The organism is Polynucleobacter sp. TSB-Sco08W16 (assembly GCF_018687455.1).
Lineage (GTDB): Bacteria > Pseudomonadota > Gammaproteobacteria > Burkholderiales > Burkholderiaceae > Polynucleobacter.
This window is the reverse complement of sequence record NZ_CP061291.1, coordinates 590,512-604,749: the sequence shown is the minus strand read 5'-3', so window position 1 is coordinate 604,749 and position 14,238 is coordinate 590,512. Positions and strand designations below refer to the sequence as shown.

The 14,238-nt window shown below is 46.2% G+C and carries 9 protein-coding genes and 1 tRNA gene; 2 read left to right on the top strand and 8 right to left on the bottom strand.

What is annotated here, in order from left to right; all coding sequences use genetic code 11:
• Window positions 1–25: 25 nt before the first annotated feature.
• The 8 genes from FD961_RS03155 to FD961_RS03120 form a co-directional block, all read right to left on the bottom strand.
• Complete coding sequence (locus tag FD961_RS03155) at window positions 26–502, bottom strand: TlpA disulfide reductase family protein (RefSeq protein ID WP_215394071.1); 477 nt, start codon at window positions 500–502, stop codon at window positions 26–28.
• Entirely contained in the window at window positions 502–1,644 is a 1,143-nt protein-coding gene (locus FD961_RS03150) for a sialidase family protein (protein ID WP_215394070.1), read from the bottom strand. The genes FD961_RS03155 and FD961_RS03150 overlap by 1 nt, the downstream gene beginning before the upstream one ends.
• A gap of 104 nt (window positions 1,645–1,748) precedes the next feature.
• Window positions 1,749–3,926, bottom strand: coding sequence for a TonB-dependent receptor (locus FD961_RS03145; RefSeq protein WP_215394069.1), 2,178 nt, complete (start codon window positions 3,924–3,926; stop codon window positions 1,749–1,751).
• Between the two features lie 79 nt (window positions 3,927–4,005).
• Window positions 4,006–4,377: a DUF2946 family protein gene (locus FD961_RS03140; RefSeq protein ID WP_215394068.1), complete on the bottom strand. Its 372-nt coding sequence runs from the start codon at window positions 4,375–4,377 to the stop codon at window positions 4,006–4,008.
• 104 nt (window positions 4,378–4,481) lie between these two features.
• Window positions 4,482–5,744 carry an oxalate/formate MFS antiporter gene (oxlT, locus tag FD961_RS03135; RefSeq protein ID WP_215394067.1) on the bottom strand — a complete coding sequence of 421 codons (1,263 nt, stop codon included), beginning with the start codon at window positions 5,742–5,744 and terminating at the stop codon, window positions 4,482–4,484.
• A 524-nt stretch (window positions 5,745–6,268) separates the two neighbouring features.
• Window positions 6,269–6,344, bottom strand: a tRNA-Thr gene (locus FD961_RS03130).
• A gap of 14 nt (window positions 6,345–6,358) precedes the next feature.
• Window positions 6,359–6,841, bottom strand: a complete 483-nt coding sequence (locus FD961_RS03125) for a DUF1854 domain-containing protein (protein WP_215394066.1) — start codon at window positions 6,839–6,841, stop codon at window positions 6,359–6,361.
• Window positions 6,838–9,204 carry an ABC transporter ATP-binding protein gene (locus FD961_RS03120; RefSeq protein ID WP_215394065.1) on the bottom strand — a complete coding sequence of 789 codons (2,367 nt, stop codon included), beginning with the start codon at window positions 9,202–9,204 and terminating at the stop codon, window positions 6,838–6,840. The genes FD961_RS03125 and FD961_RS03120 overlap by 4 nt, the downstream gene beginning before the upstream one ends.
• Window positions 9,205–9,406: 202 nt before the next feature.
• Here FD961_RS03120 and cphA (FD961_RS03115) point away from each other — a divergent pair, with 202 nt between their 5' ends.
• Both cphA (FD961_RS03115) and cphA (FD961_RS03110) read left to right on the top strand, forming a co-directional pair.
• Window positions 9,407–11,599: a cyanophycin synthetase gene (gene cphA, locus FD961_RS03115; RefSeq protein WP_215394064.1), complete on the top strand. Its 2,193-nt coding sequence runs from the start codon at window positions 9,407–9,409 to the stop codon at window positions 11,597–11,599.
• The gene (cphA, locus tag FD961_RS03110) at window positions 11,600–14,170 is read left to right on the top strand and encodes a cyanophycin synthetase (protein WP_215394063.1); all 2,571 of its coding nucleotides are present in this window, start codon (window positions 11,600–11,602) and stop codon (window positions 14,168–14,170) included.
• Window positions 14,171–14,238 lie beyond the last annotated feature (68 nt).

The following is a 14,238-nucleotide window of genomic DNA, read 5'->3' as shown; positions in this document are numbered from 1 at the left end:
TCCTTAATTGATCTTGCTAGCTAACTTACGTACCGTTTGAATACCACTGCTTTAACTTCTCAAAATCCATGCTTCCTACTTTTCGAATAACGTTGCCATTCTTATCAATTTGCAGTGTCATCGGAGTCTCTCCACGCCACTTAGGGTCAATCTCATAACGGAGAGCATCATCGAATGGCGATGCTAATGTATAAGTGCTTACCCCCTTCACATTAGCCGATGAAAGCATTTTGACGACGCTCTCAGGGGATACATCATCTACTTGAATGAAGATAACTTTGGCATTTTTATTTTGAGCCAAAAACTTTCCCCATTGAGGCATTTCTTTGGCGCATGGCGAACAAGTTACACCCCAAAAATGAATGACAACAGGCTGCCCTGCATAAGGCTTAGTGATAGTCTTCCAATCGCCCTTTTGATAAGGCTTCAATGAACTACTCTGGGCAAATGCAGACTGCATAAATACCAAGAGGATAAATAAGATTCTCAGTAGTTTCTTCATTATTTTGAGTTTAATGGAATCAATTGATACCCGTCTTCACGAGTGAGCCATGAGAGGTAAACCTCTTTTCCATGACTGACCAGTAAAGGGTGATCACTATATCCAGTGGTAGCACTGATTACCTTTGGGGCTGACCAACTCTTTCCATCATCAAGTGATTGTTTTAGGTATACAGAAGTTTTCTCGCCATCGAACTCTTTCCAGACCAGCCAAACGGATTGATCGATTGCTAACAAATAAGGTCTTGATACATTGGCGTTTTCCACGCCAATTCTTTGGGGTTTGGAATAAGTTTCGCCTTGATTGATAGAGCTGGCATAAAAAACACCTGAGCGAGCGCTACCTTGCGTAAACCAGGCTACATGGATTTTCCCTGAGTTCGATATAGCGATAGTTGGCCCATGATGCGGGCAAGCATCTGTTTTCCAGTCATCATAAGAAACACGACGAATTTTTTCTGCACCCGCAGGATTGATAATTTGAGTTGCATGATCCCGAATTCCGCCAGGGAAGATAGCACGATAAATAATCCCTACACCACCCTGAGGGTCCAAGCTAGCTCCGATGCGACAACACTCACAGCTCGTCTCATTGGCAATCTTTTCTGGGGAAAAAGTGCTTCCTGCATCATTTGAAAATGCATAAGCTATTGAGCCGCCTAGCCTCTGCTGTCCAACCTTCTTTGCATCTGCTACTAAGCGCTTATCAATCCAGGCAATAAATATAGAACCATCTGGCCGAATTACTGCCGAAGGAAATCGCTGACTAGACCCATCATTCACCAGTGATTTGGGGGTGCTAAAGGATTTACCGCCATCAATTGATCTTGCAATATTAATTTGCGCATTCCAGCTAGCGTCTTTAAAGAATGCATACGCTAGAAATACATTATTACTTGCATCAGCAAGTATTTGAGGTCGTGCATCAGCCCCTGCATCTAAGGACTTCCCATGCTGAGCCACAACTACTGGCGTAGAAAATGTTTTTCCCAAGTCCGTTGATTGAGCGACAGACACCCCTCCACCCCCAGTCCATGCCAACAGTAATCTGCCATCTGCCATAAAGAATGGGGTCGCTGCATTTGCGCAATCCAATCCAGAACCAAGGCATGCGGCAGGCTTAATTGGGGCAGAGCTCATCATGTGAGATGAGTGATCCATTTGGGCAAACGCAGAATTAAATACAATCAGCCCCAAAACACTCATAAAGAGCGCTTTGAATGATAGATGGAGGGAGGATTTAAGCATTAGAAGATGATACGCGCACCAACATTCACCGATTGAGGCTGGCCAGCAATGTAACTGCCCTGGCTAGTACCCGTTCCGTATGTAATGTATGTTCGGTTGAATAAATTAACCACACTAGCAAACAATGATGCCTGCGAAGTCATCTGGTAGTTCGCCTTTAATCCAACTACCGCATAAGAAGGTACGGGCAAGGTATGGGCCCCATCTAACCAGGAATTGCCAATATAGCGAACGTTGGCAGATAAACTAGTTTTAGGGAGCGGCATATAGGTAACGCCCGCATAGCCCATATTTTGGGGCACTCCACCCACTTGGGTTCCGATAGGATTTAAAGTAGAACTTACCCCAGAACCGATCCATGTAAGCACAGTATTAGTGTGGGTGTAGGTTCCATCCAACGCCCATTGGGCATTTAAATCATGATGAGCTTGCACTTCCAAGCCCTGGCTCTGAAGATTTTGATTGTTACCGTACAAAGTATATGTCTGGCTTCCGCCAGTACATACTGAAGCTGGACAGCCAGCAGCGTATGCCTGTGCTTGTGAAACATTAGGTGCATAAACTGCATTTTTAACTTGAGCACTAAAACCTGTCACCTGAACAAATCCAGCATTCCAACGATAATCAGTTCCCACTTCGTACCCAGTCATATTTTCCGGAGTCAGTAATGGGTTAGCGAGGCTAACGCTAGTGGAGTTTCCATATGTACGTAGTGTGTTATTCAATCCAGGAGCATGGAAACCTTGATATGCAGCTGCTCTCAGACCCCACTCCTTCGTTGCCTGCAATAGCAAACCCAAATTTGGGCTGAACTTATTCACCGTTTGATTAGGTACATTGGTATAACTTGGTATCCCATTCGCACCAGCTATCCAATATGTTGGAGTCTGGCTTTGCCACTGGTCCTCTCTAAGGGAAAGAGTCGCCTGCAAAGGGATCACATCTGTCTTTGCCTTCATTTGCGCCATCACTCCATAAAACTGCTGTTGACCTTTTGCATAATCAGATGAAGTGACTACACCATTGGTATAGCCAGCAGCAGAACTAAAGGAGTTGGTTAAGTTTTGTGCGGCTACCTGCCTACCATCAACGCTAACAACCACTTGTTGTATTGCTTGATCTTTTAAATCATGGGTGTATTGAGCGGATGCCCCAGTCGTTGAGTAGGGATCGTTATAGTTTGCGCTGATATAAGGTGCACTTGTGCCACTATTGCTTACGTTTTGTTGCCAGAGCGTTGTGTTTTCATAAAAGGCATTTACCTGAATCTTCTGCACTGAACTTAAACGTGTAGTTGCACCGGCGGAAAAGGTTGTTTCTTGAGTTGTTTTAGTAGCAAAGTTATATCCGCCTGTTGGTAAATTTTGCATATTGTGCGAACCAATGTTGAAAAATGCATCGGTATCCGAACTTAATTTAAGCGCAGCCTGTAAACGATAGTTTGCGCTGTTTGCGCTCTCGGGCCCCATGCCAGGCAACAGGGGTGCAGACTGACCGTAGCTATTTTTACTCGGGTATTTCGTCGCTGGGGAGATGGTTGGCTGGTTGATATAACCATCCGTATTGAAGTAATCTGCTGATAGACGTAATTTCAGCACCTCATTAACAGCGATCTCTTTAGATGCAGCGATGTTACTGGTATTGTAGGAGCCATAACTGGCAGAAACCTCTCCCTTGTTATCGCTAATAGGCTTAGTGACGATATTTACTAAACCGCCCATACCGTAATTTCCATACAAATTAGATACGCCACCACGAATCAACTCAACATCTTGAATTGCTGAAAGCGGCACTAAGTTCCATTGCACAGTTCCATACATGGCATCGTTCGCAGGAAGACCATCAATCAAAGCTAGGGTGCGGGCATTACCAAGCCCACGCACATTTAAGCTTTGACCAGTGGGATCCTTTTCATAATAGGGCTGGTCGTTTAAAAATACGCTTGATTGATTTTTTAACACCTGATCAATTGTCATACTTGGGGAATTCTCAATATCCTCAGCTGTAAGAATTGAAGTGTTTTGGGTCATATCCTTCAAGTCTGTACCGGATCGACTTGCACTAACAACCACATCACCAACTCGTTGACCATAATCCGGCGGCATAGAGCTTTGTGCAAACCCCTGACTGACCAATACTGCCAGACCAATGGAGCACACCAACTTCTTATTAAACATTTACCACTCCAATAAAATTGCAGTGACGCAATAAAGAATTCGCCACCAATTACATAGCTAGGCTATGCCCTAAATAGATTTAGGCTTGTGCTGGAGGGGCTGCTGAAGGAGGGGTTACCCAAACAGCGAGTGGTTTAGGTGATTGATAGAAAAGCTGCGGAAGCAATGCAAAAGTACTTGGCGCAGCAAATGTGAGATTGGTATTAAATGCCGGTGTGATGAAATTGTGAGTGACGCAATAAGGGCAAGGTTGAGCTTGGTTGGCCAGGTCTTGATCTTCACCTTGAATATCGACCTGCATCTTGCTGCCGTCTACTGAGCAAATCTCCATCGCAAAACCGTGCCCACCCTTCACAAGCGATACTGCCTGCGAGGCTGCTGGGGCAAGAGCGCTCATCGCAATGGCTGCGGCTGCAATCCAGTGAATAAAGCGGTTTTTGGAGAATTTCATAACCTGGGAATTTTATCTGATTCCACTCAGGTCTTCAGTTTGCTAATTTTGGGTAAATAAAAAGGGGTCCGAAGACCCCTTTTTATTAGACGTTTAAGTCTGAATTACATTGAAGCAGAGCGCTCGATGAGCTTGCGACGCATTGGGCGCAATACAAACCAAGCCAAGATCGCAGCAGTTCCATTTAGGAAACTCGCAACCCAGAAAACCACTTCCCAACCACCGGTTGAAGCTACCAATACGCTAGACAAAGGAACTAACAATGACGCTGTACCCTTTGCTGTGTAGAGGAGGCCCGCATTACCAGCAGCATAAGTTGAACCGAATGTATCGGCATTAGTTGATGGGAACAAGCTGTAAATCTCACCCCATGCAAAGAACACTAAACCGGTTAATAGAACAAACATCACTGGATCACGACCGAGGTAGTACAAACCAAGAATGCCTAAGCACTCAAATGAGAAGCACAAGGTCATTGTTTGTTCGCGACCAATCTTGTCAGATACCCAGCCAAAGAAAGGACGGGTCAAGCCGTTCAATACACGATCAACTGTCAATGCGAAAGTTAAAGCAGGTAATGCCAAGCCCATCAAGCTCACTGTTACGCCAGCAATTTGGAAGTCTTTAGCAATTGGGCCTAATTGGGCAGTAGCCATTAAGCCGCCAGCAGCAACCATCACGAACATGAGGTACATGATCCAGAACACAGGCTGCTTAACCATTTCCATTGGGCGGAAATCTTTACGAGTCTGAGCAACTGCAGCCTTAACAGAAGTAATAGCGCTCTTAATAGGCTTAGACAGCAACAAACTCAAGACAACAACAATCGCACCCTGCCAAATACCAAAGTACCAGAAAGCATCTTGGTAACCTTGATTAGCAATCATGTTTGCAATAGGAATTACTGTCAAAGCAGAACCAGCACCAAAGCCAGCGGCAGTCATACCGGCAGCTAAACCGCGACGATCTGGGAACCACTTGAGCGCATTACCTACGCAAGTACCGTAAACAGCGCCAGCACCTACACCGCTTACAGCCGCTGCTATGTAGAGCATTGTTAGAGTATCAGCGTGAGCATTCATCATCCAGCCGAGACCGCACAAGAGACCGCCACCAAACACTACTGGGCGAGGACCAAACTTATCAACGAGGTAACCCTCGATTGGAACCAACCAAGTCTCAGTCAATACAAAAATAGTGAATGCAACTTGAATCGCTGCACGACCCCAACCAAACTTAGCGTCAATTGGGTTTACAAACAAAGTCCAACCATATTGCAAGTTTGCAATCATCGACATACAAATAATGCCGATTAGTAGCTGAAACCAACGACCTCCTAAAGGCCCTGCAGTTTTCTCGCCGCTCATCCTAAATCTCCTATTTTTACTTTTTATATATGCTGATTAATCCCAAAAAATTGGGCTACCTGATTTTTAAGCATTTACATAATGAACTTCTTGACACTAATCAAGTTTTCATCAAAACCGCACTAGTGAATACCCTTCCCTATCACCTTATAAAACGGAGGTTTATTTGCTTAATGAGAGACTTATGCGAATGAGTTCCGGAAGAATTTGGGCAAAGAAAAAGCCACCCGAAGGTGGCTTTCTAGATAACTACTTTTTTGAATTACATACCGCGGTATGCGCCATCAAAATCATAGTGACGGGATTGCTGCTGAGCAGCTGGTTTGCTTTCAGTAAAAAGCTGGTTAATCATATTCAATAGAACAGTCATTTGAATCTCCTTAAGGGTTAGTACCTAGAGTATAACCCTAATTTTATTGCGTTGCAATAGACTTAGATGAACAATGTTGAACCAAACAGATGGAAGTTAAATTCTTTAACCCATTGTTTTCATTAGATGTTTATGAATTTCAGAGGTAGAAGTCTGGTGCCGCTTGCCGGAATCGAACTGGCGACCTTTTCATTACGAATGAACTGCTCTACCAACTGAGCTAAAGCGGCCTTCCAGGTAAATTCTAGCGGAAACGATCTAAAAGCTTCTTGCTGACTTTATCCAATTGGGTGGAGTCTTTGATCAAGAATTGGAGGCCATTAGAGTCTGCAATCAATAGCGTATTGCCCGCAATCCTACGAATGTCTTCTTCACCCTTGAGGCGAATACGAGTTGGTCCACGATCAGTCTCCAGATCCCAAATGCTTGGGGTAGCAAAAGTAGAAACTTTAGTGATCTTCTCAATCACTGGCATAAATTCACGAGCAGCCAACTCTTCTTCAATGAGCTTGAGCTCTGAGCTTGGAATAGCTGCAACATCAGGATACCAATGCACTTCTTTACCGGATTGATCCATGATGCCAACTCCAGCTCCTGGTGCGGTAATTGGAAATGCTCTTACTGGATATATACCAATATGAGAGTGGCCATGAGCATCAATAAAAACTAAACGTCCAAGCGAGTCACGCTTGAGCTGATGGGTGGCTTGCTGATGAACTTGCGTCATACTCCACCTCCAATATTTTTAGCGATCTCTTGTAGTTTCTCTTCTTGCAGTTCGTCTTGTTTTTCTTGCTGATCATCTTCTAGACTCTCACCAATGGCGCCACCCTCTACCAATTCAGCAGCGTGACGCAACTGCGCCTGATACAAGGTGTAGTAAGCCCCTTGGGCTTCCATTAGCTGCTCGTGTGAACCAATCTCGACTATCTCACCCTTATCCAAAACTACAAGGCGATCTGCCTTCCTGAGGGTTGAGAGACGGTGCGCAATTGCAATGGTGGTACGACCTTTAACCAGATTATCCAATGCACGCTGAATTTCTTTTTCAGTTGTCGTGTCGACTGATGATGTTGCTTCATCCAAAATCAAGATACTTGGATTGATTAAGAGTGCGCGCGCAATAGAGATACGTTGACGCTCACCGCCAGATAGCGATTGTCCACGCTCACCAACAAGTGAGTCATAACCAAGCGGTAAACGAAGGATAAATTCGTGAGCGTGAGCAGCACGTGCAGCTTCAATGATTTCTTCACGGGTAGCATCAGGTTTGCCATAAGCAATATTCTCTGCGATCGTGCCAAAGAATAAAAATGGCTCTTGCAATACCAGGCCAATACACTTGCGATAGTCAGCAATGCCAATACTGCGAATATCGCGCCCATCCAAGGCAACCGAGCCAGAGCTAACGTCATAGAAACGGCAAATCAAGTTGACCAAGGTACTCTTACCTGAGCCACTATGCCCTACCAAACCGATCATCTCGCCAGGAGCAATATCTAAATCGATACCCTTAGATACTGCGCGGTTGCCATAGCGAAAACCCACACCGCGCAAGGAGATTCGACCCTTTACCGGCCCAAGCGGCGCAGGATTGATGGGCTCGGGAACACTCGATACATGGTCCAAAATATCAAAGATGCGCTTTGCGCCAGCAGCCGCCTTTTGGGTATGGGAAACGATCCGACTCATCGAGTCTAGGCGTACATAAAAACGACCAATGTAAGCAAGGAATGCAATCAATACGCCGACAGTGACTTTTTGATGTGCTACCTGCCAAATACCAAAGCCCCACACGACCAACAAACCAGTCTCAGTAAGCAGCGTGACAGTTGGAGAAAATAATCCCCACACCCGATTCACACGATCATTGATTTGGAGATTCATCTTGTTTGAATCGACAAACCGTTTGAGTTCACGATCTTCTTGTGCAAATGCTTTCACAACGCGAATGCCGGGAATAGTATCAGCCAAAATATTCGTTACTTCAGACCAAATGCGATCAATCTTTTCAAAACCAAAACGTAATTTATCGCGCACTACATGAATCATCCATACGATAAATGGTAAAGGCGCTAAGGTCACTAAAGCTAGCAAAGGATCAATTGATACCAGGATCGCTGCAGTCATAGTAATCATCAGCACATCGGTCGCGAAGTCCAATGCATAAAGAGAGAGGAAGACACAGATACGATCAGTCTCCGCACCAATACGGGCAATCAAGTCACCAGTACGCTTACCCCCAAAATATTCCAGCGAGAGCTTAAGTAAATGCTCAAAAGTAGTGTTGCGAAGATCAGCACCAATCCGCTCGCTCACCAAAGCCAACAAATACGTTTTCCACCAACCTAAACCCCAAGCAACGATGGCAGCACCAAACAATGCAAACAAATAAGTGGCAGCCAAATGAAAATCTATCGGGTTACCGCGCTCATACGGAATCAATACATGATCCATTAAAGGAATGGTGAGGTAAGGCGGAATTAAGGTTGCACCAGTTGATAGCAGTGTCAGAACAAATCCTAGCAGTAGCTGCTTTTGATAAGGCTTTGCAAAACGCCACAGCTTAAATAAGGTCCAAGTTGAAGGCGGCTGATCATCTTCAGGATCACAAGTTGGACAAACATCAGAGTTAGCTGGTTTAGGGCTTAAGCAAACTGGGCATACCTGTTTGTCGTACTCAGTCAGCTCGCTCTCGCTATGCTGATCGCCACGGGTGAGTTTTTTGAAACTCGATTGCAGACGCAAAACCTGGGGGTTGACTGCCAAGGTGAAATACCAAATTCTTTGAAGGGCATCGGGTGTTTCCAGCTTTAAATGGCCCACCCCCGCATGATCTCCATGAGTCAATTGCTCCCCAGCGCGTATTGGCCAAGACTCAAACTTCCGGCCATCGGTCCAAAACAGACCCTGTTCTGTCAGCAAAAGGAGGCTTTTTTCAAAGCGTAGATCTGCACCTAAATCCAGCTCAACCCAAGCCAGTATTGCTTCTAGGGCTTCAGGGCTTTGAATTGGAGAGTCCTTGCCCTCAAGAATGACTTGCCAATCACTTGGCAGTACGGGAGCAAAAGGTAGGGTTTGTGGCTTCATTAACCTCAAAAGTATAGTGGAGCTAGATTTTTTAGATTTATTGCTCCTGTCAACTTTAGGGGGTGGAAAACCGTTAAATTAATGAACTAAGCCTTTTTATGTATTTTTGCTATTTTTGTGGATTTTTAATTAAAACTATAAACAGAGAGACTGTCTAGCGTGCCACCCCCAAGGTAGGCGCCGAGCCCTCGTAACACCATACATGCCCCAATTACTAGATAAATCCATCGAGATCCTGAGCGTTAAGCATCTCCGTGGCCCCAATATGTGGACTTACCACCCCGTAATTGAGGTTTGGATCGATATTGGGGATTTGGAAGACTACCCTTCCAACCTCATTCCCGGCTTTTATGATCGCTTGGTCAAAGCCCTCCCTAGCTTGGTCGAGCATCGCTGTAGCTATGGGGAAACTGGTGGCTTTCTTAAGCGCGTTGAAGAAGGCACTTGGCCAGCTCACATCATGGAGCACCTCACACTGGAGCTACAAAACTTAGCAGGTATTCCAGGTGGTTTCGGTAAAGCACGTGATGGCGATCGTCGCGGCGTCTACAAAGTGATGGTGAGTGCAATCAATGAAGAGGTTACCCTCACCGCCCTGAAATTTGCTCGTGACCTCTACCTAGCGCTCGCTCAAGATAAGCAAGATTGCGTTGCTTTAGTTCAAGACACCATTGAAAAGCTGCGCGATATCGGTGATGACTTGTTACTGGGACCCAGCACAGCTTGTATCGTTAATGCAGCGGAAGAGCGCGGCATTCCATCCATTCGATTATCTGAAGGCAATTTAGTACAGCTCGGGTACGGCGCCAAACAACGTCGCATCTGGACCGCGGAAACGGACCAGACCAGCGCAATTGCTGAAACCATTTCAAGAGATAAAGATTTAACCAAGAGCCTTTTGCGTAGCGCCGGCGTTCCTACACCCGAGGGTAGAACCGTCACTAGCCCTGATGATGCTTGGGAAGCAGCGCAAGATATTGGCCTGCCGGTAGTGGTGAAACCAATTGATGGCAATCATGGCCGTGGCGTCTTTATCAATCTGTACACCCAACAAGAAATTGAAGCGGCCTATGCGGTTGCGATTGATGAAGGTAGCGAAGTACTTGTTGAGCGTCATATCGTTGGTGATGAACATCGCTTACTGGTAGTGGGCAATAAAGTAGTTGCAGCTGCTAAAGGTGAGACTGTTTGGGTCACCGGTGACGGTAAACATACTGTTCAAGAATTGATTCAGATTCAGATTAATTCTGATCCTCGTCGCGGCACTGCTGAAGAACATCCGCTCAATCCTGTTCGCATTGACTCTGCGGTTGAACTCGAATTAGCACGTCAACAACTGACAGGTAAAAGCATTCCCGCTCTTGATCATAAGGTTCTCATTCAAAGTAACGGTAACGTAGCCTTTGATGTAACCGACCTCATTCATCCCGATGTCGCTAGTCAAGTTGCTCTTGCTGCCCGTGTTGTTGGTCTAGAAATTGCTGGCGTTGATTTGGTAGCTCAAGATATTAGTCGCCCACTTGCAGAGCAAAATGCCGCAATTGTGGAAGTCAATGCAGGTCCAGGTTTATTGATGCATCTAAAACCTGCAAGCGGCAAAGCACAACCGGTTGGCAAAGAAATTGCCAACCATCTCTTTCCCCCTGGTGCCGACTTCCGCGTTCCTTTAGTAGGTATTTGCGGTGAAAGCGGGAAAACGCCCGTTGCTGAAATGGTTGCGCACTTTTTGCGTCTTACAAATGTGTATGTTGGTCTTTCTTGTAGCAAAGGTTTGTTTTTTGGCAACCGCGCTATTCCCAATACCAATGTATCAAATTGGGAAAATGCCCGTCGCACCCTTCTCAATCGTGCCGTTGAAGCAGCGGTCATCGAGAACAATCACCTCTCTATGCTGATTGAAGGCTTAGCCTACGATCGTTGCCAAGTTGGGGTTGTTCTGAACGTGAATCCTCAAGCCAATTTCCCGCAGTATGCGATCTACGATGAGGATCAAGTCTTTAGTGTTGTGCGCACTCAAATTGACGTGGTGTTGCCAACCGGTGTAGGCGTTTTAAATGCAGATGATCCTATGTGCGTGCAAATGGCTGAGCTCTGTGATGGTGACGTGATTTTCTTTAGCGAAAACTCCGACTCAGAGGTGGTGAAGACTCATCTGCAAAATGGTGGTCGCGTGGTACTCGTTGGCAAGCAACAAATTACCCTGAAATCTGGCAAGCTGGATCAGAAATCCATTCCGGTGCCGCGTCATTCCGAATCCAGTAGCGCCTCTCCATGGAAAACCATGAATCTGGGTGCTGCTATAGCTGCTGCTTGGGCTTTAGATATTCCGTTCAATGTCATTGAAGCTGGTGCAGAAACGTTTGTGCCAGAAGCTATAACCGCAATAGGGGCTTAATTGGAAATCACCCGTATTCGTATGCTACGTGGCCCCAATCTATGGAGCCGTCATACTGCTTTAGAAGCCATTGTGACTTGCGATGCATCTGAGCGTTCAATCGATGCAATCCCTCAGTTTGAAACCAAGATTCGAGAACGCTTTCCGCAATTAGGAAGCATGCGTCGCGGTGGTCATACCGAAGTTCTATCACTTGCTCATGCACTTGAACATGCTGCACTTGGCTTACAGGCACAAGCGGGTTGCCCCGTTACCTTCAGCCGCACAGTACAGACCGTGGATGAAGGTGTATATCAAGTTGTTGTGGAATATATTGAAGAAGTCGTTGGTCGCATGGCATTTGACTTTGGCTTTGCACTCATCCAGGCAACGCTCAACGATGCACCTTTTGATTTAGCTGCCGCCCTATCTGAACTAGAAGCACTCTATGAAGATGTGCGCCTTGGACCAAGTACTGGCTCAATTGTGGATGCGGCAGTTCAGCGCAATATCCCTTACCGCCGCATGACTGAAGGCAGCATGGTGCAATTTGGCTGGGGAAGCAAACAAAAACGTATTCAGGCCGCAGAAACCAGCAACACCAGCGCTATTGCAGAAGCCATCGCGCAAGATAAAGAGCTCACGAAGAACCTCTTAGCCGCTGCGGGCGTCTCTGTACCCATCGGGGAAGTAGTTACCACTGCTGATGATGCTTGGCGCGCAGCGCAAAAGATTGGCGGCCCAATTGTTCTCAAGCCCAAAGATGGAAACCAAGGTAAAGGTGTTGTTGCCAATATCCAAACGGAAGAAGAGGTTCGTGCAGGTTTTGCAGTAACCCAAGGCTTTGGCCGAGAAACGATTGTCGAACGCTATCTTCCAGGCGCTGACTATCGTCTCCTCGTTGTAGGCAATCGCTTGTCAGCTGCAGCACGCCGTGAGCCAGCACAAGTCGTTGGTGATGGAAAGCTTTCGGTAGCAGAGCTCGTTGAAAAAGAGAATCAGAACCCATTGCGTGGCGATGGTCATGCAACTGCATTAACAAAAATTCGTTTTGATGACATTGCCCTAGCCCACTTGGCAAGTAATGGCCTTTCACCGCAATATGTTCCTAAAACCGGTGAACGCGTTTTATTACGCAATAACGCCAACCTTAGCACCGGCGGTACCGCTACAGATGTTACTGATGATGTCCATCCGGATGTTGCTGCTAGCGCTGTCGCTGCTGCGCAAATGATTGGCTTAGACATTGCCGGAGTGGACATCCTTTGTGAATCCATCTACAAACCTTTAGAGCAGCAAGGCGGCGGCATTGTTGAAGTCAATGCGGCGCCTGGTTTGCGGATGCATTTAAAGCCTTCCTATGGCAAAGGTCGTCCAGTTGGTGAAGACATTATTAATATGATGTTCCCAGCTGGTGAAGATGGTCGCATTCCAGTGGTTGCTGTTACTGGCACCAATGGCAAGACAACCACTGTACGCCTCATTGCTCATCTCTTGAATGAAACAGGTCTACGCGTCGGCATGACCGGCACTGATGGCGTCTATATCAACCACCGACTAATCGATACTGGTGATTGTAGTGGTCCAAAGAGTGCGCGCAATGTATTAATGCATCCTGATGTAGACGCTGCTGTTCTCGAAACTGCCCGCGGTGGTTTATTACGTGAAGGCCTAGGTTTTGATCGCTGTGAAGTGGCAGTAGTAACCAATATTGGTGAAGGTGACCACCTAGGGTTGAACTACATCACTAGCGTTGAGGATTTAGCGATTCTCAAACGCGTGATTGTGCAAAACGTAGCTCCTACCGGCGCCGCCGTTCTGAATGCGGCTGATCCGATGGTTGCAAAGATGGGTGATAAGTGCTCTGGACGAGTGATCTTCTTTGCTCAAAATCAGCATCATCCTGTCATTACAGCACATCGTGCCAAGAATAAAAAAGTGATCTACTTTGATGGCGCTTACATTATTGCGTCCAAAGGCTCACGCGTCATGTATCGCTTCCCCGTCAGCGAAATTCCGCTTACTCAAAATGGTGTTCTAGGCTTCCAGATTGAAAACGCCATGGCTGCTATTGGCGCCGCTTGGGCATTGGGCTTAGATGCAGAAAAGATTGCTCGCGGCCTACATAGCTTTGAGAGTACCGCTAACGCAGTACCCGGTCGCTTTAATCAGTTCAAACATAAAGGCGCAACCGTCATCGCTGACTATGGTCACAATCCCGATGCCATGCGTGCCTTAACCAGTGCAGTGGCTGCGATGAAACCTAAGAAAAGTCACGTCGTTGTGAGTGGTGCTGGCGATCGTCGCGATGAAGATATTCGTGATCTCACGCGCATTTTAGGAAATGCATTTGATAATGTCATCCTCTATCAAGATGCTTGCCAACGCGGTCGTGAAGATGGTGAGGTATTAAGACTTTTACAAGAAGGTTTGGTGGGCGCCACTAAAGCCAAGCAGATAAAAGAGATTCATGGGGAATTCTTGGCAATTGATACTGCCTTAGATGAAGTCTCCGAAGGCGATGTTTGCCTGATCTTAATTGACCAAGTAGAAGAATCCCTTGCTTACCTCAAAGAGAAAGTTCAACCTTAGGGTCGCATGCTTTTTGAGAGCTTTATTAGCAAAAACCCAATCGCTTGATTGGGTTTTTCTTTTCTAGG